Here is a 26,462-nt window from a genome sequence, read left to right on the forward strand (position 1 = left end):
CTTGTCACTCCGCGGCGCATTGGCGGCACAGCCCCCACCCCCGGCCCCTCCCCTGAAGGGGAGGGGAGATAATGGGCAAGGAAACCGGCTTCCTCGAATACGAACGCAAGGACCGGCAATACGCCGATCCCAGGGAGCGCGTGCGCCATTACAAGGAGTTCGCGATCCCGCATCCCGAACCGGACCTGCGGCTGCAGGCGGCGCGGTGCATGAACTGCGGCATCCCGTACTGTCACAACGGCTGCCCGGTGAACAACCTGATCCCGGACTGGAACCACCTCGTCTACGAGGCGGACTGGAAGAACGCGCTCGAGGCGCTGCACAGCACCAACAACTTCCCCGAGTTCACCGGCCGCGTCTGCCCCGCCCCGTGCGAGGCGGCGTGCACATTGAACATCACCGACCAGCCGGTGACCATCAAGTCGATCGAGAACGCGATCGCCGACCGCGGCTGGGCCGAAGGCTGGATCGTGCCCCGCCCGCCCGCCCGGCGCACCGGCAAGCGGGTCGCCGTCGTCGGCAGCGGCCCGGCCGGCCTCGCTTGCGCCCAGCAGCTCGCCCGCGCGGGCCATTCGGTGACGGTGTTCGAAAAGAGCGACCGGGTCGGCGGGCTGCTGCGCTACGGCATCCCCGACTTCAAGATGGAGAAGTACCTCATCAACCGCCGGGCGGTGCAGATGGAGGCCGAGGGCGTCCACTTCCGCACCAGCACCGAAGTCGGCGTCGACGTCTCGTTCGCGTCGCTGAAGGAGAACTTCGACGCGGTCGTGATGGCGGGCGGGGCGGAGGATCCGCGTCAGCTCGGCATCCCCGGTGCTGAGCTGCCCGGCGTGCGACTGGCGATGGAATTCCTGACCCAGCAGAACAAGCGCAACGCGGGCGACGACGAAGTCCGCGCCGCCCCGCGTGGCACCCTCTCCGCGCGCGGAAAGCACGTCGTCGTGATCGGCGGCGGCGACACCGGGTCGGACTGCGTCGGCACCAGCAACCGGCAGGGCGCGGCCAGCGTGACCCAACTCGAGATCATGCCCCAGCCGCCCGAGCGCGAGAACAAGGCGCTCACCTGGCCGCACTGGCCGCTGAAGATGCGGACCTCCACCAGCCACGAGGAAGGCGCGAACCGCGATTGGGCGGTGATGACCAAGCGCGTGATCGGCGAAGGCGGCGAGGTGACCGGCCTCGTATGCGCGCGCCTCGAATGGAAGGACGGCCGGATGGAGGAGATCGCGGGCAGCGAGTTTACCCTGCCCGCCGACCTCATCCTGCTGGCGATGGGCTTCGTCGGGCCGCGCAAGACCGGCCTCGTCGAACAAGCCGGGGTCGAGCTTTGCAATCGCGGCAACGTCAAGGCCGACACCGACGCCTACGCCACCAGCGAGGATGCCGTGTTTGCCTGCGGCGACATGCGCCGCGGGCAGAGCCTGGTCGTCTGGGCCATTCGCGAGGGCCGCCAGTGCGCCCGCGCCGTGGACGCGGCGCTGATGGGCGTGAGCGAGCTGCCGCGCTAGGCGCTTGCCGAATCGGATCGTATCGCTTCTCTTCACCGGGAGAGGAGATTGCCCGTGAGCTACAAACCCTTCGACCTCAGCGGCAAGGTCGCGCTCGTTACCGGGGGCAATTCGGGGATCGGCCTCGGCATGGCGGAAGGGCTCGCGGCGGCGGGTGCGGACGTGGCGATTTGGGGGCGCAACGAAGCCAAGAACGCCGCTGCGCTCGAAGCCTTGAAGAAGCACGGCACGCGGGTCGAGGCCCTGGCGGTCGACGTGTCGGACGAGACGGCGGTGATCGATGCGACCGCCGAGGTCCTTTCCCGCCTTGGCCGGATCGACACCTGCATCGCCAACGCAGGCGTCGGCGGCGGCGCGCCGCTGGCCGAGCAGACGACCGAAGCGTGGCGCAAGGTCACCACGGTCAACCTCGACGCGGTGTTCTGGACCTGGCGCGAGGCGACGAAGCACATGATCGCGCGGGCCGAGACCGGCGATGCGGGCGGCTCGCTCCTCGTCACCTCCAGCGTCTCGGCCATCCACGGCGCGCCGCGCAACCAGGCCTACGCCGCGACGAAGGCCGCGGTCCTCGCCATGGCGCGCGGGACCGCGGTCGAGCTTGCCCGCTACGGCATCCGCGCGAATGCCGTGCTGCCGGGCTGGATCGCCACCGAAATGACCGAGCGCCTGCAATCGTGGGACGCCTTCACCGACAAGGCGATCGGGCGCGTGCCCATGCGCCGCTGGGGCGAAGGCGAAGATTTCGCCGGCATCGCGGTCTACTTCGCGTCGGACGCCAGCCGCTTCCACACCGGCGATTCGGTGGTGATCGACGGCGGGTATTCGATCTACTAGCCCGCGGGAGCTGGCGCAGGCTCGTCTTCCCCGAGCGAGCCGAACCCCGGCGCGGTATCACGCATCACCGTGTCGGCGGCGATCTGCTCCATGTCGTAGCGGACCGAGCGCGGCGCCTGCGCCCCGCAGGCGGTGCAGGCGGCTATCATTACGAGAAGAGCCGGAATGCGCATCCGGTCGCCCTACGCGAACGCTGATGAGCGAAGCGTGTCGCGCGATGGTTAAGGGAGCGGCAGGGACGCGGGCGCTTCGTCCAGCCGCCAGTCGATCTCGCCCCGCCCGTGTTCGCGCAGGAAAGCGTTGGCCCGGCTGAACGGGCGGGAGCCGAAAAACCCGCGATGCGCCGACAGCGGGCTGGGGTGCGGGCTGCGGATCACGAGGTGGCGCGTGCCCTCGCCGAGATCGGCGATGCGGGCGGCCTTGGCCTGCGCCTGGCTTCCCCACAGGATGAAGACCGAAGGCTCGGCACGCGCGGCGACGGCGGCGACGGCTGCGTCGGTCACCGCCTCCCACCCCAGTCCGGCATGGCTCCCCGCGCGCCCCGCCTCGACCGTCAGGCTGGTGTTGAGCAGCAGGACGCCCTGCTCCGCCCAGTGCGTCAGGTCGCCGCCTCCCGTCGGCGGCAGCCCGAGATCGGCGGTCAGCTCCTTGGCGATATTGCGCAGGCTCGGCGGCGGGCGCATTCCCGGCGGGACCGAGAACGCGAGACCCATCGCCTGCTCCGGTCCGTGATAGGGGTCCTGGCCCAGAATCACGACCCGCACCCGGTCGAGCGGCGTGAGCTCGAACGCGCGCAGCCGGTCGCCATACGGCGGATAGATCGCGGTGCCCGCCGCCTCGTCGGCCGCCAGCCTCCGGACGAGCGCCTGCGCCCCGGGCGCGGCCAGCGCCGGGCCGATCGCCGCGCGCCAGCTTGGGGCAAGTGCTTCGTCCATCGCGGCGCAAGGAATTAGGCGGCGGGCGCGGGAGCCGCCAGCGCCCCTTTCCCTCTATCCCCGATGCGCCTAAGGGCGAGGCCTCTATGACAGTTCATTTCCACGAAGAAGACCTGCCCGACGGCCTCCTGTTCGCCGACGGCCCGATCGCGGTCGACACCGAGACGCTCGGCCTCATCACCCACCGCGACCGGCTGTGCGTGGTCCAGCTTTCCGACGGGCACGGCGACGAGCACCTCGTGCGCTTCGGCCCGGGATCGAGCTACGACGCGCCGAACCTCAAGGCGCTGCTGGGCGATCCGAACCGGCTCAAGCTCTACCACTATGCGCGCTTCGATATCGCCGCGATCCTGTTCTACCTCGGCGTCGAAGCCTCGCCGGTGTTCTGCACCAAGATCGCGAGCAAGCTGACCCGCACTTACACCGACCGGCACGGGCTCAAGAACCTCGTGTCCGAACTGCTCGCCGCCGACATTTCCAAGCAGCAGCAGCTTTCCGACTGGGGCGCGCCCGAACTGACCGAGGCGCAGCGCGAATACGCCGCCAGCGACGTGCGCTATCTCCACCGCCTGCGCGAAGTGCTCGTCGCTCGGCTGGAGCGCGAGCATCGCACCGCGATGGCACAGGCGTGCTTCGATTTCCTGCCCACCCGCGCGCGGCTCGATCTCGCCGGATGGGCGGACAAGGATATATTCAGCCACGATTAGGCTGCTGGTGCGTTAGGTTGCCGAGATGACCATGTCCCCCCGCATCGAAACGCAGGAAGCGAAGGCGCTGCGCAGTTCGCGCCAGCGCTTCGCCGCGCCCGGCGGCAGCCACGATCGCATCGTCTCGCTGCTGGCCAAGGTGCTGCCGATGGGCGTCGGCGTGATCGCCGCGCTGATGATCGTCACGCCCCTGAGCCCGCGCGGCGAGGTGAGCTTTCTGCTCGACCGCAACAAGGTGGCGGTGATCGCCGAGCGGCTGCGGGTCGACAACGCGATGTACCGCGGTTCCGACACCGACGGCCGGCCGTTCTCGCTGACCGCCGGAGAGGCTGTCCAGCAGTCGAGCGCCGAAGGCATCGTGCGGATGCAGGACCTCGTGGCGCGCATCCTGCTGCGCGGGGGGCCGGCCGCGGTCACCGCCAAGGCGGGGCAGTACGATATCGAGGACGAACAGATCGCCGCACCCGGCGGGGTCCTCGTGACCGCCGCCGACGGCTACCGCATGATGACCCGCGGCGTCTCGGTCGACCTGCCGAACAAGCGGCTGGTGGGATCGGACGGGGTCAGCGGCTCGGTCCCCGCCGGCACGTTCAGCGCCAACCGGCTCGAGGCCGATCTCGACGCGCGCACCGTCACCCTTGCCGGCAACGCCCGGCTGCGCATGGAACCCGGCAAGCTGAGGATGCCCTGATGAACCGTCACGTTTCCACCGCCATGAAGTCGGCCGTGCTGGGCTTCGCGGGCACCGCCGCCGCACTGGCGGGCATGGGCGCCTACGCCCAGGCGATCGCCGGGCACAACTCGAACGCGCCGGTCAACTACGCCGCCGACCGGATCGAGCTGCAGGACCGGCAGAACCGCGTGATCCTGTCGGGCGGGGTCGACATCACCCAGGCCGGCCTCCGGCTGCAGGCCGCGCGCACGCAGGTGAACTACACCGATGCTGGCAGCCTCAAGATCCAGCGCATCACCGCTACCGGAGGGGTCACCGTCAGCCGCGGCAACGAGCGCGCGGCGGGCGAGGTGGCGGTCTACGACTTCAACCGGCGGGTCATCACGATGGCCGGCAACGTCCGCCTCAACCGCGGCGGCGATACATTGAACGGCGGGCGGCTGGTGATCGACCTCAAGAGCGGGGTGTCGAGCGTCGACGGCCGTGCCAACGGGTCGTCGTCGGTCACCGGCAACGTCCAGTCGAGCGGCAGCGGGCGGGTCAGCGGCTCGTTCAGCGTGCCGGAGAACTGAAGGCCGGGCGGCTAGAACGCGCGGGGGTGGACGATCACCCCCAGCGTGCGCACGATGATCCACAGGTCGCCCCTCAGTGACCAGTTGCGGATGTATTCCAGATCGGCGCCCAGCCGATCGGTGAGATCGATCTCGCGATCGGTTGCCCCGCGATAGCCACGAATCTGCGCGAGGCCCGTCACGCCGGGCTTCAACGCGTGACGGTTCCAGTAGGCCCGGTCGACGTCCCAGAACAGCTTGTCGCCCGCCTGGCTGCCGAGCGCGTGCGGACGCGGGCCGACGAGGCTCATGTCGCCCTTGATGACGTTGAGCAGCTGCGGGAGTTCGTCGATACTGGTCCGGCGGATGAAGCGGCCCACCCGGGTCACTCGGTCGTCGCCGGGCGAGGCGGAGCGGTTGCCGGCCGCATCGGTCCGATGGACCCGCATAGAGCGGAACTTGAGCACGTCGAAGAACCGGTTCCCCCGGCCGAGCCGTCGCTGGCGGAACAGCACCGGCCCGCGGTCCTCCAGCCTGATCGCAAGCGCGACCAGCAGGAGGAGAGGCGACAGGATCACCAGCCCAAGGACCGACAGCACCGTATCGAACCCGCGCTTCAGCACCCGCTGGCGCATCCCGAGCGGGCCGTTCGAGACGACCAGCGAGCGCCAGCCGTCCTCCACCACCAGTCCGATCGGCTGCAGATCGCCCAGCCGGTCGGTCACCAGCTCTCCCTTCACCCCGGCGCCGCGAAGGGCCGCCGCCCATGGCAGTCGGTCGTCGAGCGGACAGCTGACGATGACCCGGTCCATGTTGGCCATGAACCGGCCCAGCCGGTCGAGGGCGTGCGGATCGCCGGTATCGGGCGCGATGCCGTGCTCCAGGGCATTCAAGCGGATCGCGCTCGCGAGCGAAATGTCGGGCCCGCCCGCGTCGATCAGCAGGACATTCGTCGTCCCGCTGCGCCACTGTCGCGCGATCGAGGCCGCCAGCACGGCGCGGCTGGCGACGATCAGCGCAGCGGCACCGCCGATGCCGATCGTGAACACGACGCGCGAAAAGGTCGCGGTGACTTTCGCGTAGAAAGTGATGAAAATCAGCAGCGCCGCGGCCAGCGCCAGGGCCACGATCGCCCGCCCGGCGGCATAGCGCCAGCTTTGCAGCGCGTGGATCGAATAGGCCCGCTGCTGCAGGGCGAGCGTGAGGTAGAGCGGCAGCAGCAACTGCGCCTCGAGCAGCGATGTCTGGTCCGGTTCGAAATCGAGATAAATCCGGCCCGCCACGAAGAACGCGCCGACGATCAGCGCGATATCGACGACGACCATGAGAAGGTACAGCCGCAGCCGGCGGCGCTCGCGCGACGGCACGAGGGCCACGGCCGCCGTGCGCATATCGGCATCGTGAGGCGGCAGCTGGCCCATCGGTGGAAAGCGACCCTTTTCCGGTTCCCGGCCTGCTGCACTGCGGGAGCCGGATTTTCAAGGCCTGTGAACGATTTAAGCTCGCCTTTGCGAGGTCTGTCCGCGCGCCGCCCGGGCAATCGCTGTCAGGGCATTGGCGAGGATCGTCTCGCCGGCGGCATTGTTGGCCAGCAGCGCGCGGTGCAGCTCGATGAGGCGCGCCACCAGCCGCTCCAGCCGCGCGCCGCGCCACCGTTCGAGCTGGTCGCCCAGATCGTTCGCATCCTTGAAGAACACCCGCCGCGCACGCGTTTCGGCCTGCACGAACGCCTTGGGCTTTTCGCCCCGCCCCATGCGCGCGTCGAGCTGGGCGAGCTGGGCCGCGCGCCGCTCGAACGCCAGCAGCAGCCCAACCGGGTTGAGCGACACCTCGCGCATCCGGTGGAGTTCGCCCGGCAGCTCCGCCGTCCGACCGGAAAGCACCGCGTTGACCAGCGGCATGAACCCGTCGTCCTCGGTCCGCGCCCCGATCGTGTCGAGCGCTTCGGCGGTGGCGGTGACCGGGGCCGAGGGGCCGGCGTCGAGGTAGAGCGCGAGCTTCGTGACTTCCGACTGCGCCAGCCGCACGTCGAGGCCGGCGGCCCGGGCGATGCGTTCGGCGAGATCGCCCGACAGGGCGACCCCGGCCTGGTCGCCCATCGTGCGCACCGCGTCGCGCAGCTGGCCGAGGTCGGGCGGGTAGAACATCGCCACCAGCGCATCGCTGCGCTTTTCCAGCAGCTTGGCGGTGCGCGACTTGTCGGTGGCGGAGGTCGCGACGACGAGGACCGGGCATGGCGCCCCGTCGCCGTTGTCGATGGCGGCGAGATGGTTGGCGAGCGCATCGTGCGCCTCGTCGCCGCTGGCGCGCACGACGATGTGGCGCGCCCCCGCGAACAGCGAGTTCGAGCGCGCCTCGTCGGCCAGCAGCACGGGATCGCGGCGCAGGTCGCCGCCGGTCAGGTCCACCCGCTCGCCGGGGTCTTGCAGCATCGCCGCAATGCGCTGGGCAGCGGCAGCGGCCCCCGCCTCGTCCGGCCCGCAGAAGAAGAAGACCTTCGCATCGCGCGCCGCGCGCGGCGCGGCGGCGGCGAAATCCTTCTGCGTCGCCTTCATCGCGCGGCCGCCTAGCGCGGCTGGCGGAGGGCCACCGCGAGACGGGTCGTGATCTGCGAGGCGATTTCCTTCGCGAGATTTTCCAGCGCGGTCTGTTCGGCGGCGATCGTCGCGTACTCGCTCGACACGACGTCGATGCCCGCGTCGGACCCGGCGGTCGCATCGAGCACGATCGCCCCGCTGGCGAGATCGACGAGCTGGTAGCGCGCGCGCAGGGTGCGTCGCTCGCGGCCGATCGTGTCGTCGCTCAGCACGCCGAGGCTTTCGAGCCGGTCGTCGAGCCGCACGTCGAGGCGGTACTTCGTCGCCGCCGCCCCGCCCGCGCCCAGCCGGTCGACCAGCGCATTGCGGACCAGCCAGCCGGCCTGCCCCTCGATCGCGGGCACTTCGATCCCGGCGAGACCGCGCGCGACCGCGCCGTTGCCGCCCCCTGCGTACATTGGCGACAGGCCGCACCCGCCGAGCGCCAGCGATGCCGCCATGGCGGCGCCGATCATCCCGAGCGTTCTCATGCGACGATGTTCACCAACCGGTCGGGCACCACGATCACCTTGCGTATCTCCGCGCCATCGAGCGAACGCTGGACCTTCTCGGACGCCAGCGCAAGCGCCTGCAGTTCGTCCTGCGGCAGTCCCTTGGCGACGGTCAGCGTGTCGCGCAGTTTGCCCTTCACCTGCACCGCGATCGTTACCTGCGTGTCGACCAGCAGCGCCGGGTCGTGCGCCGGCCATGCGGCCTCGGCCACCAGCCCGCTGCCGCCCGTTTCGGCGTGGAGCGCTTCGGCAAGGTGCGGCATCATCGGCGAAACGAGGTGCGGCAGGACCGCCACCGCCGCTGCGCGTTCGGGGCCGGGCGCGGCCTTCTCGATGCCGCTCGCCAGTTCGTAGATCTTGGCCACCGCCTTGTTGAAGGCGAGCGCTTCGATATCGGCGGCCACCCCGGCGATCGTGCGGTGCGTCAACCGGGCGAGGTCCGTCCCTGCGCCGCTCCCGTTCGCGGGCGCGGTGGCGATCCGCCACAGGCGCTGGACGAACCGCGCGCAGCCCTCGATCCCGGCTTCGGACCACGGCAGGTCGCGTTCGGGCGGGCTGTCGGAGAGCATGAACCAGCGCACCGCGTCGGCGCCGAAACGATCGATGTAGGGTGCCGGGTCGACGACGTTCTTCTTCGACTTCGACATCTTGACGACCTTGCCGATCGTCACCGGTGCGCCGTCGGCCGCCAGGGTCGCGCCCGTTCCGGTCCGCTCCACCTCGTCGGGGCCGAACCATACCTCGCGCCCGTCCTGAGTGCGGGAGTAGGTTTCGTGGGTGACCATCCCTTGCGTGAACAACGCTTCGAACGGTTCGGCGAAGTCGATCATGCCGATGTGCTTCAGCGCCCGCGTCCAGAACCGGGCGTAGAGGAGGTGCAGGATCGCGTGTTCGATCCCGCCGATGTACTGCTGCACCGGCAGCCATTTGGCCGCCTCGTCGCGGTCGAACGGCTTGTCGGCGGGCTGACTGGCGAAGCGCAGGAAGTACCACGAGCTGTCGACGAAAGTGTCGAGCGTGTCGGTCTCGCGCACCGCCGGGCCGTGGCATGCCGGGCACTCGACGTGCTTCCACGTCGGATGCCGTTCGAGCGGGTTGCCGGGCGTCCTGAAGTCGACGTCCTCGGGCAACACCACCGGCAGTTGATCCTCCGGCACCGGCACGATGCCGCAGCTCTCGCAGTGGATGAAGGGGATGGGCGTTCCCCAGTACCGCTGGCGCGACACGCCCCAGTCGCGCAGGCGATAGACCGTCCTGCCCTCGCCGCGGCCCTGGCCTTCGATGGCGCGGATGACGGCGGCCTTGCCCTCGTCCACGCTCATCCCGTCGTACTCGCCCGAATTGACGAGCACCCCGTCGCCCGCCTCCGCCTCGGTCATCGGCGCGTCGGCGTGCGATGCGTCGGCGGCGACGACGCGGCGGATCGGCAGGCCGTACTTGCTGGCGAATTCGAAGTCGCGTTGGTCGTGCCCCGGCACCGCCATGATCGCGCCGGTGCCGTAGTCCATCAGCACGAAGTTCGCGATCCATACCGGCAGCGGATCGCCGGTGAACGGGTGCGCGGCGGTGAGGCCGGTGTCGAAGCCGAGCTTCTCGGCCGTCTCGAGCTCGGCGGCGGTCGTGCCGCCCTGCTTCACCGTCTTCACGAACGCGGCGGCGGCGGGGTCGCGCGCGGCCAGCCCTTGCGCCACCGGATGATCGGCGGCCACCGCCAGGAAGGTCGCGCCGAAGATCGTGTCGGGGCGGGTTGTGTAGACCTCCAGCCGCTCGCCGTCCGACAGGTCGAAGGCGAACTGCAGGCCCCGACTCCGGCCGATCCAGTTCTCCTGCATCAGCCGCACCTTGTCGGGCCACTTGTCGAGGCTCTCCAGCCCCTCGAGCAGCTCTTCGGCGAAGTCGGTGATCTTGAGGAACCACTGCGACAGCTTGCGCCGCTCGACCTGCGCGCCGGAACGCCAGCCCCGGCCGTCGATCACCTGTTCGTTGGCGAGCACGGTCATGTCGACCGGGTCCCAGTTGACCTCGCTCTCCTTACGATAGACAAGGCCAGCCTCGTAGAGCTTCAGGAAGAGCGCCTGTTCCTGCCCGTAGTATTCGGGGTCGCAGGTGGCGAATTCGCGGGACCAGTCGAGTGCGAAGCCCAGCCGCTTCAGCTGTGCCTTCATGTTGGCGATGTTGTCGCGGGTCCAGCCGCCGGGGTGCACGCCCTTTTCCATCGCGGCGTTTTCGGCCGGCATGCCGAACGCGTCCCACCCCATCGGGTGCAGGACCTCGTGCCCGGTCATCTTGCGATAGCGCGCAAGGACGTCGCCCAGCGTGTAGTTGCGCACGTGCCCCATGTGGATGCGCCCGCTGGGATAGGGGAACATCTCGAGCACGAAGCTCTTGGGCTTGTTGCTGTCGCTGTCGGCGCGGAAAGTCCCTGCCTCGTCCCAGGCGCGCTGCCAGCGCCCGTCAGCGGTATCGGGTTCGAAACGTGTCTCGCTCATTGGTGCCCTGTTAGAAGAGATTTGCTTCCAGGCGAGCCGAAAATCGTGGTCGTCGAGAACCGGCGCGCAGCGACCTTGCAGGTCGTGAGCACCGGAAGCGCAGACGGCTGCGGTTTGCAGGCCGTCTGGGAGCAAATCAGCCGGTAGACGCCTCGCGCCTCAGGGCGCGCGCTTTGGTCAGGATGATGTCTTCCAGCCGCTGCACGGTGGCGGCCTGGACCGGGGCGTCGACCCACGATCCGCCCTGCGCAACCTGGCGGCTGGCGGCCACGCGCACGGCATCGGCGCGCAAGTCCTGGTCGAGGATCGAGACGGTGACCTTCACCCGCTCGCCCGGGTTGCGCGGGTTGGCGTACCAGTCGGTCACGATCACGCCGCCGTTGCTGTCGGCCTGCAGCAGCGGGGCGAAGCTCACGGTCTCCAGCGCGGCGCGCCAGAGGTAGGAATTGACCCCGATCGTCGTCACCTGGCTGGCGGCGAGGTCGGCGCGCGGCCGGTCGTTCTTCGCACAGGCGGCGAGCGCCAGCGGCAGGAGGGCTGCGGCGGCGATGGTGCGGATGGATCGGAAGGTCATGGGAAGCGGAGCGTCCTTGCAAGGCTCGGTGTGGCAAACGCCTCTAGTGCCCTCGCGCGGCGCGGGCAAGGCTGCGGCGAAATGGGCCCGAGCCCCGTGAACCGCCGCTTAATCGCCCGGACATTGACCTCCGCGTGTGGACGCCGCGCAACACTTTCCCGCCGAATGCGAGAAGTCATTCGCAAAACAGTGCAAAACCGGCTGTCACGATCCTATCATCGAACCATGTCATCGCCGTGGGGGCGAGTCGGTTTCAGGCGAAACCGTTCCGCTCATTGGGCGTTCAGGCAACCGGGGGTTTGGAAAAGCGAAATGGCGAAGCGTAGCGACATTGCCGGCACGAAGCGGAAGGGGGCGGTCGCCGTCCCTGCCCTGCTTGCCGCCGCGTCCGCGCTGCTCGTGGGAATTCCCACCGCCGGCCTCGCCGTCGTCGCGACCGATGTCGATGCGCCGCAGGCGCGCGTGCCGATGCAGTTCACCCCGGCCGGGGTGGACCCCGCCGCCGCCCGCCGCGTCGCCGCGAAGATCGCCGCGCGGGGACAGGAAATGCGCTTCACCCCCGCCGGCGGAATAGGCGCGCAGCGCCAGACCGTGACCGTGGCGATCCGCGTCGACGAGCCGACCGCGCGGGCGATCTCGGTCCGCACCGCTGCCGCTTCGGCCCGGGCGATCACCGCGTCGGACGCGGGCAAGGGCCCGTCGATCGCGTCGATCGCGCCGGCCCGCTACAACCTCGGCATCGCACGCGGCTATCGCAGCTTCGCCAAGCCGGTCGAAACGGCCGCCGCGCCCGCCGGGCTCGGCATCAACAGCGCCGCCCTGCCCGACCTCGCCAGTTTCCGCCCGAGCGAAGGCGTGAAGGAGAAGCCGAGCCGCCTGCAGGGCGCGATCGCCTTCGAGAGCGAGAGCCGCACCGGCCGCAGCCCGCAGACGCTGGAGGGTGCCGGCGGACAGGCGGTCGACCTCAGCACCGGTTACCGCGTGACCCGCAACCTCAACGTCACGGCGGGCGTGCGCCTGACGCAGGACCGCGACCGTCTCGCGCCGCTCACCGACGGCCAGCGCGACGACCAGGCCGTCTACGTGGGCACCAAGATCCGCTTCTGACGCTACGGCACCGCCGCATTGTGAATTGGTATGAACAGCCCCGCCACGCGCGGGGTTTTTCTTTGCGCGTGCGCCGCCTTGGCTTAGTCAGGAATGTGGAGAGACCCTGAAACGCAAGGAATACCCATGACCAACCGTGTTGCCATCGTCACCGGCGGAACCCGCGGCATCGGCGAGGCGATCAGCCTCGCACTGAAGGCGCAGGGCCGCACCGTCGTCGCCAACTACGCCGGCAACGACGACAAGGCGAAGGCCTTCGCCGACCGGCACGGCATCGCGGCCTACAAGTGGGACGTGGGCGACCACCAGGCCTGCCTCGACGGGTGCGCGCAGGTCGAAAGCCAGGTCGGCCCGGTCGACATCGTGGTGAACAACGCCGGCATCACCCGCGACGGTACGCTCGCGCGGATGAGCTTCGACGACTGGAACGACGTCATGCGGGTGAACCTCGGCGGCTGCTTCAACATGGCCAAGGCCTGCTTTCCCGGCATGGCCAGCCGCGGCTGGGGCCGGATCGTGAACATCGGCAGCATCAACGGGCAGGCCGGCCAGTACGGCCAAGTGAACTACGCCGCCGCCAAGAGCGGCATCCACGGCTTCACCAAGGCGCTGGCCCAGGAAGGCGCGAAGAAGGGCGTCACCGTCAACGCCATCGCACCTGGCTACATCGACACCGACATGGTCGCCGCGGTGCCCGAACCGGTGCTGGAAAAGATCGTCGCCAAGATCCCCGTCGGCCGCCTCGGCCAAGCGGACGAGATCGCCCGCGGCGTGGCCTTCCTGTGCAGCGACGACGGCGGCTTCGTGACCGGCAGCACGATGAGCATCAACGGCGGCCAGCATATGTACTGACGGGCGGAGGCGCGGCGACGACCGCGCCGATGCCGCACGCGAAGCGGCGGCACCGCCAGGAACGGCCGGCGGGTTGGCGGCCATCGGCCGACCATCCCGTTCGACGTCACAGCGGCGGCTTCGCCGTCGCCCCGAGCCAGCACCATGCCTCGCCAACAACGGCCGCCCGAAGTTTGAGTATTAAACCGGCATCCCGCCGTGCTAGTTGGGCCGCGTGCAGCACAGACTTGAGGCCCTGTCCGATCGCGAAATGGAAGTCCTCCGTCTGCTCGCTACCGGGCACGATGCCAAATCGGCGGCGGATGTCCTGCAAGTCTCCGTCAATACGATAAACGAACGGCTGAGAGACGCCCGGCGAAAGCTGGGGACGACGAGCAGCCGAGAGGCGGCGCGCATCGTGGCGCATGCCGAAGTAGGCCCCCAAGAAACTTGGGACAAGAAAGCGGGGCTCGACAGCTTCGCGATCGGTGCGACCAGTATGACCGACCCCGCCGTGGGCAGAAGGAAGCGCCTTTCGCTTCTGGCTTTCTTGGGAATTGGCATCATGATCGCAATCGTACTCATCGGAACGCTTCTGGCAGTACCCGTCGACAGCCCCGTCGGTTCGGGTGCTCCTTCCCCCGCGTCCATCGCCGCATCCCCCTCACCGGCGCCCCGTGCGCCTTCGGCGATGCTCGGACCCCGGTATCTCGTGGACGTCGACGGCACGCTGCAAGGGCGGTCGGTCGCATCCTCGCAAATGCCGATGCAAGCGGGCAGCATGGCCTCGCTCTCGGATGCCGGCGCCTACGACCTGCATTTCAACGTATCGCCCGATCCGGAGACCGTCGGCAACCTGCTGGTATCGGTCAATGTCGTGCTTCCCGGCAGCGATGCCACGTTGCGCTATTCACGCACGCTTTCGGTCGCACCCGGACAACCTGCGAACTTCACCCTGGACGCGATCGGCGACAGCCCTTCACCCGGTTCTGTGACTATTACCGCCTATACGGCCAATCCCCGGTCGTAAGCGTGCTCGGGCGGCGATCGGCGCCCGGTCAAGCGGCCGCTCACTTCCACGCGAACAGCAGCCGCCCCTCGCCGAGCCGCTCCAGCACTTCGCGGATCGCATCCTGCGTCACCGCGAAGCAGCCCTGGCTGCGGCCGATGAGGCCCTGCGCCGAGGCCATCGTCTCGCTGACGTAGTCCGCGCCGTGCATCACGATTGCGCGGGCTTCGGCCATGTCGTTCGTGGGATCGAGGCCGACCAGCCGGCGCGAGGCGCCGTGCTTGCCGGTGTATTGCGCCGCGGTGACATAGGCTCCTTGCGAGGACGCTTCGGAATCGGGGACGTTGGAAAAGCTCTGCAACCAGCCGCTGCGCGAAGGGTCCGAACCCTTGCCATGCGAGACGAGGTAGCTCTCGACCGCGCCGCCTTCCAGATCGACGAGATGCATGCGCGCCTCGCGCGAGGGGGCGGCAAAATCGACCACGGCGATCCGGTCACGGTGCGGGATGCGCGCGCCGTGCCGATCCAGCGCGGCCATCGCGCGCGGATAGAGGCGCGGTTTGGCAAGATCGGGCACGGGCGGCGGAGCGGCGGGCGCAGGCGCGGCGGTCCGTACCGGTACCGACGCCGGCTTGCCGCCGAACAGCAGCGGCAGGGCAATACCCGCCGCCGCCACGCCGGCACCGGTTAGGAATCGCCGCCGGGCGGCATGATGTTCGGGGCCCACCTCGTCCATGGCCGTTTGATAGCGGAAATCGCCTGACCGTGAGCGAAGCGCCTCGTTGCCGCAGCGACAGGTTTATTCGACGTAGGCGCCGACAACCTTCCAGCCGCCGCCTTCGCGCACGAGCGCGATAGTCTCGATCTTGTCGCCGCCCAGCGCGTATTTCGTCTGGAACACGACGATCTCGTTGCCGTCGGGCGGGGTGGGCACGCTTTCGACCCCGACCAGTTCGCGCGACATAACATCGCCCAGCCGGGCGCGCAGGGCGCTGGCGGCGTCCTGCCAGCCGGCGAGCGTGTTGGCCTTTCGGAAACTCGCAGCGGTGGCGGCGTAGCTGCCGGCGTAGTCGCCCGCCTCGGCAAGCTCCAGCCAGCGGCGGGCGGCCGCCGCCAGCGCGGCATCCTGTGCGGCGGCTTCGGCGGATACGGAAGGGGCGCGAACGGCGGGTGCCTGAGCGGAGGGTACTTGGGCGGCGGGGGCCGCGAGAGCGATGGCAAGGGCGATGGCGAGGGACAAGGCAATGGCTCCTGTGGCGACGAACCAGGTCCGCCGCATGCGCCGCCTGTCACCCTGACCGGCGTGCTGCGCCGTACCGACATCGGTCACGGTCCTTGCCGCCGCATCCCCCAAAGGCTCGTCCCCGAAAGATTGGGGGTCGCCAGGCGCCTCCGGCTCCTCGTGCGCCAGCAGCATGCGCGCCGCCTCGCGGCTGCTCGATACGCCGAGGATTCGCCGCGCGTCGCGCAGGCGTTCGTTGACGGTGTGGACCGATCGGCCGAGTGCGCGGGCGCACGACTTGGCATCGTGCCCGCGCCCGATCAGGCGCAGCGCCTCGCGCTGCTTCTCGCTGAGCTGGGCGACGGCATCGGGCATCGGGTGGAAGGCTACGGGCCGGGGCGGGCCGCCGCCACCCCCAAAAATTGGGGGCGCGTCGCAGGCCCGCCGGGTGCTAGAGGCGGGGCCGATGCCCGCGCCTTACCATCCCCCCGTCAAGCGATCGGTCGCGATCGCCGGCCACAAGACCAGCATCAGCTTGGAGCCGATGTTCTGGGACATGCTGCGCGCCGCCGCCGCGCGGGAAGGGACGGCGGTGAGCGCGCTGGTCGCCCGCATCGACGAGGAGCGGATCGCCAGCGTGTCCCCGTGCGGGCTCGCCGGTGCGATCCGCATATGGCTCGTCCATGCAGAAACGGGCGGCTCCGTAGAACCGCCCGCTTCATGATCCGCTTGAGATCGTTTCAGTCCCTGTGGCTTCCTATTCGGATCGCCGGGGAAACGATAGCGGATTAGGCCGTGACGATGGCCGGATTCTTTTCGTCGATGTTGTGGATGTCGCCGGTCTTGCCGGTGGTGCCGGCATAGCGGGCACCGGGCTCGGTCTGGCCCTGATAGTACTTGTAACCGGCGTAACCGAGCGCGCCGAGGACGATGAGCTTGAGCATTCGTAATCTCCTTTTGCCCGACCAATGCATGCGACACGGAATCGATCCAGAGCCGCGCGCCGCATTCGACAGATCGATGCTCGGCTGCGATCAGTAGGTCGCGGGCGGATCGCTGGCCGGGAAGCTTTCGTCGCTGGCCTCGTCGGTCTCGGTCCATTCGCGCTGGGGGGTATCCCGCATTGCCTCGGGGCCGGCATCGCGCACCTGGTGGCGATTGCCTTCGCTGGTTTGCCCGGGGGCGAACGCGGCATGACCCTGGTGGCCTTGGGCATGACTGAAATAGCGGTACCCGACGTAGCCGAGCGTACCGAGTGCGAGAAGTTTCAACATGGGCGGGGACCTTTCGTATGTCCCCCTGCAACGCGCGACCGGGCAGATGGTTCGCGCCTGGCGCCTATTCGTCGCCGACCCGCTCCACAGCCGCGCCGACCAGCGCCAGCTTCTCTTCCAGCCGCTCGTACCCGCGGTCGAGGTGGTAGAGGCGGCGCACTTCGGTCCGCCCCTCGGCGCGCAGCCCCGCGATGACGAGGCTCATCGAGGCGCGCAGGTCGGTCGCCATCACTTCCGCGCCGGTCAGCCCCGACACACCGTGGACGATCGCGGTGCGGCCGCTGGTCTCGATATGCGCGCCCATGCGGGCAAGCTCGGGCACGTGCATGTAGCGGTTCTCGAAGATCGTCTCGGTCAGCACGCTGGTCCCCTCCGCCACGGTCAGCAGCGCCATCAGCTGGGCCTGCATGTCTGTGGCGAGCGCCGGGTAGGGCGCGGTCGACAGGTTGACCGCCTTGAGCTTGCCGTCCGCCGCCACGCGCACGCCGCCCTTCTCCGCCTCGCACGACACGCCGATGTTGCGCAGGGCGTGGAGCGTGGCGGCCATCTCTTCCGCCTTCGCGCCCTCGAGCAGCACCTCGCCCCCGGTGATCGCGGCGGCGCAGGCATAGCTGCCCGCCTCGATCCGGTCGGCCATCACGCGGTAGGTCGCCCCGTGGAGGCGCCTCACCCCGTGGATCGTGAGGTCGCTGGTGCCGATCCCCTCGATCTCCGCCCCCATCGCGACGAGAAGGTTGCACAGGTCCACGATCTCGGGCTCGCGCGCCGCGTTGCCGAGGCGGCTGGTGCCGGTGCACAGCACCGCGGCCATCAGCGCGTTCTCGGTCGCGCCGACGCTGACCACGGGAAAGTCGTAGTCCCCGCCCGGCAGCCCGCCATCGGGCGCGACCGCCTTCACGTATCCTTGCGCGAGCTCGATGTCCGCGCCCAGCGCCTCCAGCACCTTCAGATGAAGGTCGATCGGGCGGTTGCCGATCGCGCAGCCGCCGGGCAGCGAGACGGTCGCCTCGCCCATGCGCGCCAGCATCGGGCCGAGCACGAGGATCGAGGCGCGCATCTTGCGCACCAGCTCGTACGGGGCGACGGTGTTGGTCACTCGCGGCGTTTCCAGCGTCATCACCCGCCCGAAATCCTCCGGCCGGTTGCCCTGGATCGCGGTGGTGACGCCGAACTGGTTCATCAGGTGCTGGAACCCGTCGATATCGGCCAGCCGCGGCAGGTTGCGCAGCGTCAGCGGCTCCTCGGTCAGCAGCGCGCACGGGATGAGCGTGAGCGCGGCGTTCTTCGCGCCGGAAATGGGAATGGTGCCCGACAGGCGCTTGCCGCCCTCGACGATGATCTTGTCCATGGGCTGCGGCTCTAGCGCGAAACGCGAACGCGACAAGGGCGGCGCGCAGAGTTGATCCATGTTGGATTGCGAAGCTCGATTGCTTTGCTATCCCCCCGCCCCATGAGCAGCCGCAAGCCCATCCGAAAAGCCGTGTTCCCCGTCGCCGGGCTCGGCACCCGCTTCCTCCCCGCGACCAAGGCGATCCCCAAGGAACTGCTGCCGATCGTCGACCGCCCGTTGATCCAGTACGCGGTGGACGAGGCGCGCGAGGCGGGGATCGAGCAGATGATCTTCGTCACCGGCCGCGGCAAGACCGCGATCGTCGAACATTTCGACATCGCCTACGAACTGGAAGCGACGATGGCCGAGCGGGCCAAGGACATGGCCGCGCTCGATCCCACCCGCTTCACCCCGGGCGAGATCATCACCGTGCGCCAGCAGGTGCCGCTGGGCCTCGGCCACGCCATCTGGTGCGCCCGCGCGATCGTGGGCGACGAACCCTTCGCCATCCTCCTGCCCGACGAGCTGATGGTTGCTGCAAAGGGCGGCGGAACCGGCTGCATGAAGCAGATGGTGGAGGCCTACGAGGACGTCGGCGGCAACCTCATCTCGGTGCTCGATGTCCCGCGCGAGGAGGTGTCGAGCTACGGCGTGATCGACCCGGGCGCGGAGGTGTCGACCACTCTCACCGAAGTCGCCGGCCTGGTGGAAAAACCCGCCCCCGGCAACGAGCCGAGCACCAAGATCGTCTCGGGCCGCTACATCCTCCAGCCCGAGGTGATGCGCACGCTGGAGAACCAGGGCAAGGGCGCCGGCGGCGAGATCCAGCTGACCGACGCGATGGCCCGGATGATCGGCACCCAGCCCTTCCACGCTGTTACCTTCGCCGGCCGCCGCTTCGACTGCGGCAGCAAGGTCGGCTTCGTGGAGGCGACCCTCGCGCTGGCTTTGGAGCGCGAGGACATGGGGGCCGAGGTGCGGGCGATGGCGGAGCGGTTGTTGGCGAGCTGACCCATTTCTCTCCCCTCGCGGGAGAGATACGCAGACTTGGCAGCTTGCTGCCTAGTCGGAGTTGAGAGGGGCTTCGTCGAGGTCCAGCGGCAACTCGATCTCCCGCATGATGCGGTCCGTCTTGACGAGGATCTTCACGATCTTCTGATAGTGCCCGATATCCTCGTAGGACAGGACACGCCCGCGCCGGTCCTTGAGCCATTTCTGCGCGGGCTGGTAGCCGCCGATGTGGAACCCCCAAGCGACCTGCGGCACTCCGGCGAAGAACTGATCCCGGTTGATCTGGACCCGTCCGCCCTCGAACTTGGGGAAGCCGCCGGCGACCGTATCGTCGCCCTCACCTTCGAAGGGGTAGGGCGTCTCGCCGATTGCGGCGGGTTCCATCAGGTGGAGCCGCCGCAGCGCCTCGCCTTTTTCACTGACGTGGCGGAACACCTCTGGCGAAGGGGGGTAGGGCACGCGCGGGAAATTGATCTTGAGGAATTCGGCGAAGGTCCGTCGATAGTCGGGCGAGTGCAGCACGCCGTAGATGTAGTCGAACACCTTGACCTCGCTGGGTCGCGCTTCGCCGGTAGGGGCGCGGAAATCGTCGTCCGGCCCCGCTTGGTCGGCGGGGTCGATTTCGGCGGCTTTGCAAATGGCGGCGTAGAGATTGGGGTTAAGGTTGAGGCGAACGGCTTGGTCAAGCGTGCCGACCTCTGGGTATAGGTAAAGCGGAAGAATGAAGTTGATGTCGTAAGCCGCAAAAATCTTGTGAGTGGATGGATATTTCAGAACTAGCGCCCCGACTTCGTCTCTCGTTTGGCGTGGAACGGCGAGTGCTAGATTCTCGTGACCTACCAGATGGGTTGTCGCGCGCTCGCGCCGATGCACCGCTACATGGGAATCGAATACGGTATATCTGTCATCCAAAGGCCGGAAATGGATCGGAATGACTTTCTTGCGCCATTCACCATTCGAGAGACCGACTTTGGCCTTTTCGTAGTTCCACTGATTTTGAGAGCACAGCCGAAACAATTTCCGAGCTGCAGCTTCGTCAGCCGTCGCGAGAAACTTTTCAACCTTCGCGCTGGCCTCGCTCCGGGTCCACGAGATCGCGAATTCGTCTTGCGTCGTGACAATGCCGGGTGCGGGGCTGCCATTCTGATCAAATAGATCGGCCAACGAGACGCCAGCTCGATAGATTTGTTCGACCTTTTTGTCTGTCGGCTGAAAACGCCATGGCGGGGCGTCGGGTGAGACGTCGTGTGTCTTTAACGACTTTGGCGAGTTCTCCCACAAGGCTTGATACTTGACGTCTCGTGAACCCCACAAATCGGCGTGAATGACGGGAGCTAGCGGCTTCGCCTTCAACCCTGCCTTGCGCTTCAACGCAATGATGATCGCCACACCTTGCTGAATGTCGAATACGTTCTTGTCCGCCCCGCCGTCTGGGCTGACTTCCTTCTTCTTGGCGTTGCCGTGCAGATCGAGGACGAATATTCGGTCAAATGTCTCACGGAGGTGATTCCGCATGTCGAGAAACGTTGGATTATCAAGATAGCTGTGGTTGGTGATGAAGCCGAGTACGCCTTCGCCGCTCTTTTCAATCAGATGCTCGGACATACGAATGAATTTGACGTAGTCGTCGGATAGCCACTTAGCCTGTGCTGGCCGCTTCAACTCTGGACTAACCTTGTAGTCGCCCATCAACCCTTCGATCCAATCGCCAAAATTGGAAGAGTGCCCCGAATACGGCGGATTGCCGATCACGCACATAATCGGCGTCTGGCGCTTTACTTCGCTTGCCCCGCGCGCTTCCTCGGCAAGCGGCTGGAAGAACAGGTCTTTCACCTCGCGCTCGGCGGGTTCGAGCGCGTTGGTCAGCCAGACCGACAGGCGCGGCGGCTTGGCGCTCGGTTTGTAGCCGGTCTGCTCCAGCATCATGTCGAGCTTCATGTGGCACATGGCGTAGCTCGCCATCAGCAGCTCGAACCCGTGCAGGCGCGGGAGCAAGTCTTCCTCAACATAGCTCGACCATTTGCCCGGCGCGCGCGCCTTCACGCGGTCGGAAATCAGCTGCACCGCCTTGGCCAGAAAAGTGCCGGTGCCGGTGGCCGGGTCGAGTATCTGGACCTTGTGCACGTCCTTGCGGATCGTGACCGGCTTGCCCTTCGCGTCGTTCTGCCCAGTGTCCCAATCGATCGTGACCTTGCCGGTGTCGGCCAGCCCATCGGCGAGGCCGAATTCGGTCTTGAGCACGTCGTCCACCGCGCGGACGATGAAATCGACCACCGGCTCGGGCGTGTACCAAACCCCGCGCGCCTTGCGCTTCTTCGGGTTGTAGGCGGCGAGGAAGTCTTCGTAAAAATGCACGAACGGATCGTTGCGGGCGGTGAACTTCCCGAATTCGCGGAACAGGTCGTGCGGGTCGCTCGCGCGCATGACCTGCACCAGGTCGTCGACGATGTATTCCAGCCGCTTGGGCAGCGCGGGGCCCGCAATGTATTCGAACAACCCTTTCAGGAACGGGTTCGATGCCGGCAGGTCCTCCATCGCTTCCTGTCGGCTGAACGTGTTCAGGTCGGTGTCGTGGAAGCGCGCGGCGAACATGCCGTAGGTGATCGTCTCGGCGTAGATGTCGGCGAATTCGCCCGGCGTCAGGTTGGGCAGCAGGTTGGTCTTGAAGCTCCGGAACTGCCCGCCCAATCCGGAACGAAACTCGGGATCGTCGGCCAGCGCGATGCCGATCTCGTCCTTGATGATCGCGGCCTTGGCGGCCATGATTTCGGCGAGCTTCGCCGCCGAGCGGATCGAAATCGGCTTCGCTTCGGCAAAGCGGCTGAGCTGGCGGCCGAGTTCGTCGAATTTGTCGGGGTTGGGCTGCAGCCCCATCACGAAATCGGCGATCGATACGAAGTGCAGCGGCTCGCCCTCGCGGATGAACTCGAAATCGACGCCGTTGGTGTAGATCAGGTTCGGGAACGCGGCTTCGTAGCGCTTGCGCTGGTCCTTCGAGTAGCCCTTCAGCTTGATGACGTCCTTGTCGACGTCCTTCGCCTCGACCCAACCGATCGGCACGTCTTTCCGCTGGAAGATGAAGTCGGGCATACCCGCATCGCTGCGCTTGGGCTCGTTGATGACGGTAAGTGTGGGGTCGATACTTTCGAACAGGCGCTGGAGCGCGGGACGATAGCTGTGCTCGGTCGCCTGCCCCGTGCGGTACTTCGCAACGACTTCGTCAAGGTAGTCGGAAATATTCAAGAGCGCGTCCCCCTTGCGTCCCTCCTACCCCAGCCGAATCGCCCCGCAAACAAACCATTTTCCTACAGGCCCCGCCCCGGGCTAGCCTTGCTGTGGCTCTTACCTACCGTCGATCTTCCTCAAGTTCACCGCGGCGCTTCGTGCGCGCGCGGCGTGCGTGAAGTTTGCGAGTTTTCCCGGCGCCGGGCTGCACCGCCCTGGACAGTGCGACAGGTGTGATATGCCCTCGCCGGGAGGGGCCGATCAGCTCGCGGTCACCCGCAGCGGGAGGGTCTTCAGCCCGCCGACGAAGGTGCTTTTCGACCGCGCGCAGTCGCCGGCCAGTTCCACCCGCTCCACCCGGTCGAGCAGTTCCTCGAACAGGATGCGCATCTCCAGCCGGGCGAGGTGGAGGCCGAGGCACTGGTGCGCGCCCGCGCCGAACGCCAGGTGGCGGTTGGGGCTGCGGGCGGCGTCGAACCGGCGGGGCCGCTCGAACTGCGCCGGATCGTGGTTGGCCGCGACGTAGTTGATCATCAGCCAGTCGCCGGCCTCGATTTTCTGCCCGCCGACCTCGGTATCGGTCGCCGCGGTGCGCATGAAGTGCTGCACCGGGCTGGTCCAGCGGATCGCCTCCTCCACGATGCCGGGCAGCAGGCTGCGGTCGGCCTTGACCCGCGCCCACTGCTCCGGGTCCTGCGCCAGCGCGAGCATGGCCCCGGCGGTGCTGGCGCTGGTGGTGTCGTGCCCGGCGGCGGCGACGATGATGTAGTAGCCCATCATGTCGCGGTCGTTCAGCGGCTCGCCGTCGACGGTGGCATTGGCGATCGTGCTGGCGACGTCGCCGGTGGGATGCGCGCGTTTCTCGGCCGTCAGCTTCGCGAAGTAGGCCTCGAAATCCTTGACCGCGCCGGCGACGATCTGGGTGATCACCTCGGGCGGCAGGTCCTTCATGCCGGACTGGTTGAGGTCCTCGTCCTGCCCGCCGAACATCTGCTGGGTGAGGGTCAGCATCCGCTGCTCGTCCTCCTCCGGCACGCCGAGGATCTGCATGACGACGTGCAGCGGATAGGGCGCGGCGACGGTCTTCGAGAAGTCCGCCACGCCGCCGTTCCCGCCCGCCGCGGCGAGCAGGCGGTCCACCGCGGCGCGCGCGATGGCGCGGGTCTCGTCCTCGATCGTGCGCAGGTTCGCGGGCATGAACCAGCTCTGGGTCAGCTTGCGGTACTTCATGTGGACGGGCGCGTCGAAGGTGACGAGGCTGGCCACCATGTGCTCGCTGCCGCCGCTGAAATTCTTGGCGAACTCGATCCCGTCGGCGGTGCTGAACACCACGGTGCGCGGGTTATTAAGGAAGGTCGCGTTGTCCTTCGACACGCGCATCACGTCATCGTAGCGGGTGACGAGCCAGAACGGCGGGAATACCTGCGCAGCCGTGGCATCGGGGCCGGGCTCGATCCGGGCGACGGGCATGTGCTCGCGCAGCCAGTCGAACGTGTCGAGGAGGTGGTCCCATTCGGCGTAGGCCTTGGGATCGATCACTTCGCGTGCGATCTCAGGCGGGGCGGTGTTGGGGGCGAGCGTAGCCATCGACTAGGCCTCCTCGGCCGCGCGTTCCCTGAACTCGTCCTTGAGCTTGCGCTTGTAGAGCTTGCCGTTCGCCTCGCGCGGGAGTTCGGCGCGGAACTCGATCTCGCGCGGCAGCTTCAGCCGGGCGAGCTTGCTTCCGAGGTAGTCGAGAAGATCGGCCTTCAGCGCCTCGCCGGCGGCGGCCAGGTCGGCGGGCTGCACCACCGCCACCACGCGTTCGCCCATGTCGGGATCGGGCGCGCCGATCACTGCCGCGTCGGCGACCGCGGGGTGGGTGATCAGCAGGTTCTCGATCTCCTGCGGGTAGATGTTCACGCCCCCGCTGATGATCATGTTGGACCGGCGATCGGTGAGGTAGAGGAATCCGTCCTCGTCCAGCTTGCCGATGTCGCCCAGCGTGGTCCATCCGTTGGGATGGGTCGCCTCGGCCGTCTTCACGGGGTCGTTGTGATATTCGAACTGGTCCTCCACCTCGAAGAAGATCACGCCTTCCTCGCCCACCGGCACCTCGTTGCCGTCGCCATCGCAGACGTGGGGGATGCCGCGGATGGGCTTGCCCACCGAACCGGGATGGTCGAGCCACATCTGCGAGTTGGCGAAGGTCATGCCGTTGCCTTCGGACCCGGCGTAGTATTCGAGGATGATCGGCCCCCACCAGTCGATCATCGCGTGCTTGACCGATACCGGGCACGGCGCGGCCGCGTGGATCGCGCGCTTGTGGGTCGACAGGTCGTACCGCGTGCGCGCTTCCTCCGGCAGCTTGAGCATGCGGATGAAGTGCGTCGGCACCCACTGGCTGTCGGTGACGCGGTATGTCTCGATCGCGGCGAGCGCGGCTTCGGGGTGGAATTTCTCCATCACCACGACCGTCCCGCCCAGGCTTTGGGCGGTCATCGACCAGCGGAACGGCGCGGCGTGATAGAGCGGGCCGGGCGAAAGGTAGACGACGCTGCCGTCGGTCGGCCACCCGAACGCGGCGGCGGCCAGCATGATCAGCGGGCTCACCGCCATGTGGTCGGGGTCGGGCGGGGTCGCGGGCTTGATGCCCTTGGGCCGGCCGGTGGTGCCCGAGGAATAGAGCATGGCGAGGCCGACGCTCTGGTCGGCAATCGGTTCGGCCGGCATCGCGGCAAGCGCCTCGGCGGCATCGGGCGCTCCTTCGAACACAAGCTGCGCGACGTCCGGCGCGAGGCGGGCGAGCTCCTCCAGCCGCGGGGCGAACTGCGCCGAACTGATCAGCAGCGTCGCGCCGCTGTCTTCGAGGATATAGGCGACCTCGTCCGGGGTCAGGTGGGTCGAGATGGGCACCAGCGTGGTGCCGGCGCGCTGGTTGCCCCAGGCGATCTCGAGGTATTCGGGCCGGTTCTCGAGCCAGAGGCCGACGACCCCGCTCTCCGCCGCGAGCCCGCGCGACCGGAACAGCTGTGCGACGCGGTTGGCCGCGGCATCGAGCTCGCCGAAACTGACCGTCTTCCCGCTGCCGGCCATAACGATCGCCGGATGGTCGGGCCGGGCGGCGGCGTGAGTCGTCGGGTGCATATCTCTCTCCTGGCGGGAGAGACTAGTTTTCGTGTCCAACCGGGCAAGCGAAAAGCGAGGGATTGCAATGCGCCGGACTCGACTGGCGGCGCAGACCGACCTTCAGATATGCAAAGGGCGACGGGATGACCCGCCGCCCTATGCCGACACCCTCCCCGATGTCGTGGCCGCCACGTTCGCGCGGGCGGCCGAAATGCTGTGTGCCTCAGCGGGCGGCGACCGCCACGCCGGTGCCGGCACCCGTTTCCGCCATGTAGGGGATCGGGTTGACCGCTTCGCCCGCCACGCGGACTTCGTAGTGCAGGTGCGGGCCGGTCGAACGGCCGGTGCTACCGACGTAACCGATGATGTCGCCCTTCTTGACGCGCTCGCCGGCGGCAACCGCCAGGCGGCTCATGTGGGCATAGCGGGTTTCGAGGTCCGCGCCGTGCTCGATGGCGACGTAGAGGCCGTAGCTCGAGAACCAGTCGGCACGGCCGACGGTGCCGTCGGCGGTGGCATAGACCGGGGTGCCGGTCGGGGCCGCGAGGTCGATGCCCTTGTGGGCGCGCATGCCGCCGATGACAGGGTGGGTGCGCATGCCGTAGCCGCTGCTGGTCGAACCGACGGCGAGCGGAGCGCGCGAGGGCACTGCGACGCTCGGGACCGACTGCACCGGAGTGGCCGGGCCGCCGTTGTCCATCGACTGCCAGCCCGAGAAGAGCTGCTTGAACTGTTCGTCGCTCGAGGTGATGCCGGAAGCCTTCGCATCGCGCACCGGGGCTGCGATATCGGCCGAAGCGGCGCTGGCGTTGGCGAAGGCCGGCGAAGCGCCCATCGAGAGGAAAGCACCCGCCACGGCGAATGCGGTTGCGACACGGCGCTGGAGTTTGTTGAGACCCAAGTGACCCGTCCTTACTTTATTTGCGCGACACCCCCCGGCGCCGCTGCGAACCCGTTCGCCACCCATCCGAATGAAAGGCCACGAA

Annotated in this window: 26 protein-coding genes; 10 read left to right on the top strand and 16 right to left on the bottom strand. The window is 68.0% G+C overall.

Annotation, left to right across the window (positions count from 1 at the left end; translation table 11 throughout):
- The first annotated feature begins 71 nt into the window (after positions 1–71).
- Together gltD and D4766_RS06635 are read left to right on the top strand one after the other, a co-directional pair.
- Entirely contained in the window at positions 72–1,508 is a 1,437-nt protein-coding gene (gltD, locus tag D4766_RS06630) for a glutamate synthase subunit beta (protein WP_120716742.1), read from the top strand.
- Between the two features lie 54 nt (positions 1,509–1,562).
- Entirely contained in the window at positions 1,563–2,342 is a 780-nt protein-coding gene (locus tag D4766_RS06635; protein WP_120716743.1) for an SDR family NAD(P)-dependent oxidoreductase, read from the top strand.
- Here D4766_RS06635 and D4766_RS13780 read toward each other — a convergent pair.
- Complete coding sequence (locus D4766_RS13780; RefSeq protein WP_162935689.1) at positions 2,339–2,515, bottom strand: hypothetical protein; 177 nt, start codon at positions 2,513–2,515, stop codon at positions 2,339–2,341. The genes D4766_RS06635 and D4766_RS13780 overlap by 4 nt on opposite strands.
- Positions 2,516–2,563: 48 nt before the next feature.
- Complete coding sequence (ung, locus tag D4766_RS06640; RefSeq protein ID WP_120716744.1) at positions 2,564–3,277, bottom strand: uracil-DNA glycosylase; 714 nt, start codon at positions 3,275–3,277, stop codon at positions 2,564–2,566.
- An 86-nt stretch (positions 3,278–3,363) separates the two neighbouring features.
- On the opposite strand from ung, the gene D4766_RS06645 reads away from it, so the two are divergent.
- The 3 genes from D4766_RS06645 to D4766_RS06655 are packed head-to-tail and all read left to right on the top strand — an operon-like array spanning position 3,364 to position 5,229.
- Complete coding sequence (locus D4766_RS06645) at positions 3,364–3,984, top strand: ribonuclease D (RefSeq protein WP_120716745.1); 621 nt, start codon at positions 3,364–3,366, stop codon at positions 3,982–3,984.
- Positions 3,985–4,009: 25 nt separating this feature from the next.
- Positions 4,010–4,675: an LPS export ABC transporter periplasmic protein LptC gene (gene lptC / locus D4766_RS06650; RefSeq protein WP_120716746.1), complete on the top strand. Its 666-nt coding sequence runs from the start codon at positions 4,010–4,012 to the stop codon at positions 4,673–4,675.
- The gene (locus D4766_RS06655) at positions 4,675–5,229 is read left to right on the top strand and encodes an LptA/OstA family protein (RefSeq protein ID WP_120716747.1); all 555 of its coding nucleotides are present in this window, start codon (positions 4,675–4,677) and stop codon (positions 5,227–5,229) included. Before lptC ends, D4766_RS06655 begins: the two co-directional genes overlap by 1 nt.
- Before the next feature lie 11 nt (positions 5,230–5,240).
- On the opposite strand, the gene D4766_RS06660 is transcribed toward D4766_RS06655, so the two are convergent.
- From D4766_RS06660 to D4766_RS06680, 5 genes are all read right to left on the bottom strand, one after another.
- Entirely contained in the window at positions 5,241–6,629 is a 1,389-nt protein-coding gene (locus tag D4766_RS06660; RefSeq protein ID WP_120716748.1) for an exopolysaccharide biosynthesis polyprenyl glycosylphosphotransferase, read from the bottom strand.
- Between the two features lie 75 nt (positions 6,630–6,704).
- Positions 6,705–7,763, bottom strand: a complete 1,059-nt coding sequence (holA, locus tag D4766_RS06665; RefSeq protein WP_120716749.1) for a DNA polymerase III subunit delta — start codon at positions 7,761–7,763, stop codon at positions 6,705–6,707.
- Between the two features lie 11 nt (positions 7,764–7,774).
- On the bottom strand, positions 7,775–8,260 hold the full coding sequence (lptE, locus tag D4766_RS06670) for an LPS assembly lipoprotein LptE (protein WP_120718103.1): 486 nt from the start codon (positions 8,258–8,260) through the stop codon (positions 7,775–7,777).
- An 11-nt stretch (positions 8,261–8,271) separates the two neighbouring features.
- Positions 8,272–10,785, bottom strand: a complete 2,514-nt coding sequence (gene leuS / locus D4766_RS06675; protein ID WP_120716750.1) for a leucine--tRNA ligase — start codon at positions 10,783–10,785, stop codon at positions 8,272–8,274.
- Between the two features lie 136 nt (positions 10,786–10,921).
- Entirely contained in the window at positions 10,922–11,359 is a 438-nt protein-coding gene (locus D4766_RS06680) for a DUF3576 domain-containing protein (RefSeq protein ID WP_120716751.1), read from the bottom strand.
- A gap of 312 nt (positions 11,360–11,671) precedes the next feature.
- Here D4766_RS06680 and D4766_RS06685 point away from each other — a divergent pair, with 312 nt between their 5' ends.
- The 3 genes from D4766_RS06685 (at position 11,672) to D4766_RS06695 (ending at position 14,327) form a co-directional block, all read left to right on the top strand.
- Positions 11,672–12,466, top strand: a complete 795-nt coding sequence (locus D4766_RS06685) for a hypothetical protein (RefSeq protein ID WP_120716752.1) — start codon at positions 11,672–11,674, stop codon at positions 12,464–12,466.
- 126 nt (positions 12,467–12,592) lie between these two features.
- A complete protein-coding gene (gene phbB, locus D4766_RS06690; RefSeq protein ID WP_120716753.1) occupies positions 12,593–13,318 on the top strand; it encodes an acetoacetyl-CoA reductase in 726 nt (241 codons plus the stop codon).
- Positions 13,319–13,532: 214 nt separating this feature from the next.
- Positions 13,533–14,327, top strand: a complete 795-nt coding sequence (locus D4766_RS06695) for a helix-turn-helix domain-containing protein (RefSeq protein WP_234024919.1) — start codon at positions 13,533–13,535, stop codon at positions 14,325–14,327.
- 40 nt (positions 14,328–14,367) lie between these two features.
- Here the strand turns inward: D4766_RS06695 and D4766_RS06700 are convergent, their stop codons facing one another.
- Both D4766_RS06700 and D4766_RS06705 read right to left on the bottom strand, forming a co-directional pair.
- Positions 14,368–15,042 (bottom strand): murein L,D-transpeptidase catalytic domain family protein, encoded by a 675-nt coding sequence (locus tag D4766_RS06700; protein WP_120716755.1) that lies wholly within the window; start codon positions 15,040–15,042, stop codon positions 14,368–14,370.
- 63 nt (positions 15,043–15,105) lie between these two features.
- Positions 15,106–15,903 carry a helix-turn-helix domain-containing protein gene (locus tag D4766_RS06705; protein WP_120716756.1) on the bottom strand — a complete coding sequence of 266 codons (798 nt, stop codon included), beginning with the start codon at positions 15,901–15,903 and terminating at the stop codon, positions 15,106–15,108.
- Between the two features lie 91 nt (positions 15,904–15,994).
- Here D4766_RS06705 and D4766_RS06710 point away from each other — a divergent pair, with 91 nt between their 5' ends.
- On the top strand, positions 15,995–16,252 hold the full coding sequence (locus tag D4766_RS06710) for a ribbon-helix-helix domain-containing protein (RefSeq protein WP_120716757.1): 258 nt from the start codon (positions 15,995–15,997) through the stop codon (positions 16,250–16,252).
- A 64-nt stretch (positions 16,253–16,316) separates the two neighbouring features.
- Here D4766_RS06710 and D4766_RS13785 read toward each other — a convergent pair whose 3' ends face one another.
- From D4766_RS13785 to murA, 3 genes are all read right to left on the bottom strand, one after another.
- Positions 16,317–16,472 (bottom strand): hypothetical protein, encoded by a 156-nt coding sequence (locus D4766_RS13785; protein WP_162935690.1) that lies wholly within the window; start codon positions 16,470–16,472, stop codon positions 16,317–16,319.
- Positions 16,473–16,562: 90 nt separating this feature from the next.
- A complete protein-coding gene (locus D4766_RS06715; protein WP_120716758.1) occupies positions 16,563–16,802 on the bottom strand; it encodes a hypothetical protein in 240 nt (79 codons plus the stop codon).
- 64 nt (positions 16,803–16,866) lie between these two features.
- Complete coding sequence (gene murA, locus D4766_RS06720; protein WP_120716759.1) at positions 16,867–18,150, bottom strand: UDP-N-acetylglucosamine 1-carboxyvinyltransferase; 1,284 nt, start codon at positions 18,148–18,150, stop codon at positions 16,867–16,869.
- Between the two features lie 102 nt (positions 18,151–18,252).
- Between murA and D4766_RS06725 the strand changes: the two genes are divergently transcribed.
- A complete protein-coding gene (locus D4766_RS06725) occupies positions 18,253–19,143 on the top strand; it encodes a UTP--glucose-1-phosphate uridylyltransferase (protein WP_120716760.1) in 891 nt (296 codons plus the stop codon).
- 51 nt (positions 19,144–19,194) lie between these two features.
- Here the strand turns inward: D4766_RS06725 and D4766_RS06730 are convergent, their stop codons facing one another.
- The 4 genes from D4766_RS06730 to D4766_RS06745 form a co-directional block, all read right to left on the bottom strand.
- Positions 19,195–22,386, bottom strand: a complete 3,192-nt coding sequence (locus D4766_RS06730; protein WP_120716761.1) for a type ISP restriction/modification enzyme — start codon at positions 22,384–22,386, stop codon at positions 19,195–19,197.
- A gap of 243 nt (positions 22,387–22,629) precedes the next feature.
- The gene (locus D4766_RS06735; protein WP_120716762.1) at positions 22,630–23,955 is read right to left on the bottom strand and encodes a cytochrome P450; all 1,326 of its coding nucleotides are present in this window, start codon (positions 23,953–23,955) and stop codon (positions 22,630–22,632) included.
- A 3-nt stretch (positions 23,956–23,958) separates the two neighbouring features.
- Entirely contained in the window at positions 23,959–25,494 is a 1,536-nt protein-coding gene (locus tag D4766_RS06740; protein WP_120716763.1) for an acyl-CoA synthetase, read from the bottom strand.
- Positions 25,495–25,699: 205 nt separating this feature from the next.
- Positions 25,700–26,311: a M23 family metallopeptidase gene (locus D4766_RS06745; RefSeq protein ID WP_120718104.1), complete on the bottom strand. Its 612-nt coding sequence runs from the start codon at positions 26,309–26,311 to the stop codon at positions 25,700–25,702.
- Positions 26,312–26,462: the final 151 nt, after the last annotated feature.

This window comes from Tsuneonella amylolytica (assembly GCF_003626915.1).
GTDB lineage: Bacteria > Pseudomonadota > Alphaproteobacteria > Sphingomonadales > Sphingomonadaceae > Tsuneonella > Tsuneonella amylolytica.

What these genes read in the sequence shown, in the direction of transcription:
- gltD (WP_120716742.1), top strand. Translation starts at nt 72, where the DNA reads ATGGGCAAGGAAACCGGCTTCCTCGAATACGAACGCAAGGACCGGCAA.
- D4766_RS13780 (WP_162935689.1), bottom strand. Translation starts at nt 2,515, where the DNA reads ATGCGCATTCCGGCTCTTCTCGTAATGATAGCCGCCTGCACCGCCTGC.
- ung (WP_120716744.1), bottom strand. Translation starts at nt 3,277, where the DNA reads ATGGACGAAGCACTTGCCCCAAGCTGGCGCGCGGCGATCGGCCCGGCG.
- D4766_RS06645 (WP_120716745.1), top strand. Translation starts at nt 3,364, where the DNA reads ATGACAGTTCATTTCCACGAAGAAGACCTGCCCGACGGCCTCCTGTTC.
- lptC (WP_120716746.1), top strand. Translation starts at nt 4,010, where the DNA reads ATGACCATGTCCCCCCGCATCGAAACGCAGGAAGCGAAGGCGCTGCGC.
- D4766_RS06655 (WP_120716747.1), top strand. Translation starts at nt 4,675, where the DNA reads ATGAACCGTCACGTTTCCACCGCCATGAAGTCGGCCGTGCTGGGCTTC.
- D4766_RS06660 (WP_120716748.1), bottom strand. Translation starts at nt 6,629, where the DNA reads ATGGGCCAGCTGCCGCCTCACGATGCCGATATGCGCACGGCGGCCGTG.
- holA (WP_120716749.1), bottom strand. Translation starts at nt 7,763, where the DNA reads ATGAAGGCGACGCAGAAGGATTTCGCCGCCGCCGCGCCGCGCGCGGCG.
- lptE (WP_120718103.1), bottom strand. Translation starts at nt 8,260, where the DNA reads ATGATCGGCGCCGCCATGGCGGCATCGCTGGCGCTCGGCGGGTGCGGC.
- leuS (WP_120716750.1), bottom strand. Translation starts at nt 10,785, where the DNA reads ATGAGCGAGACACGTTTCGAACCCGATACCGCTGACGGGCGCTGGCAG.
- D4766_RS06680 (WP_120716751.1), bottom strand. Translation starts at nt 11,359, where the DNA reads ATGACCTTCCGATCCATCCGCACCATCGCCGCCGCAGCCCTCCTGCCG.
- D4766_RS06685 (WP_120716752.1), top strand. Translation starts at nt 11,672, where the DNA reads ATGGCGAAGCGTAGCGACATTGCCGGCACGAAGCGGAAGGGGGCGGTC.
- phbB (WP_120716753.1), top strand. Translation starts at nt 12,593, where the DNA reads ATGACCAACCGTGTTGCCATCGTCACCGGCGGAACCCGCGGCATCGGC.
- D4766_RS06700 (WP_120716755.1), bottom strand. Translation starts at nt 15,042, where the DNA reads ATGGACGAGGTGGGCCCCGAACATCATGCCGCCCGGCGGCGATTCCTA.
- D4766_RS06705 (WP_120716756.1), bottom strand. Translation starts at nt 15,903, where the DNA reads ATGCCCGATGCCGTCGCCCAGCTCAGCGAGAAGCAGCGCGAGGCGCTG.
- D4766_RS06710 (WP_120716757.1), top strand. Translation starts at nt 15,995, where the DNA reads ATGCCCGCGCCTTACCATCCCCCCGTCAAGCGATCGGTCGCGATCGCC.
- D4766_RS13785 (WP_162935690.1), bottom strand. Translation starts at nt 16,472, where the DNA reads ATGCTCAAGCTCATCGTCCTCGGCGCGCTCGGTTACGCCGGTTACAAG.
- D4766_RS06715 (WP_120716758.1), bottom strand. Translation starts at nt 16,802, where the DNA reads ATGTTGAAACTTCTCGCACTCGGTACGCTCGGCTACGTCGGGTACCGC.
- murA (WP_120716759.1), bottom strand. Translation starts at nt 18,150, where the DNA reads ATGGACAAGATCATCGTCGAGGGCGGCAAGCGCCTGTCGGGCACCATT.
- D4766_RS06725 (WP_120716760.1), top strand. Translation starts at nt 18,253, where the DNA reads ATGAGCAGCCGCAAGCCCATCCGAAAAGCCGTGTTCCCCGTCGCCGGG.
- D4766_RS06735 (WP_120716762.1), bottom strand. Translation starts at nt 23,955, where the DNA reads ATGGCTACGCTCGCCCCCAACACCGCCCCGCCTGAGATCGCACGCGAA.
- D4766_RS06740 (WP_120716763.1), bottom strand. Translation starts at nt 25,494, where the DNA reads ATGCACCCGACGACTCACGCCGCCGCCCGGCCCGACCATCCGGCGATC.
- D4766_RS06745 (WP_120718104.1), bottom strand. Translation starts at nt 26,311, where the DNA reads ATGGGCGCTTCGCCGGCCTTCGCCAACGCCAGCGCCGCTTCGGCCGAT.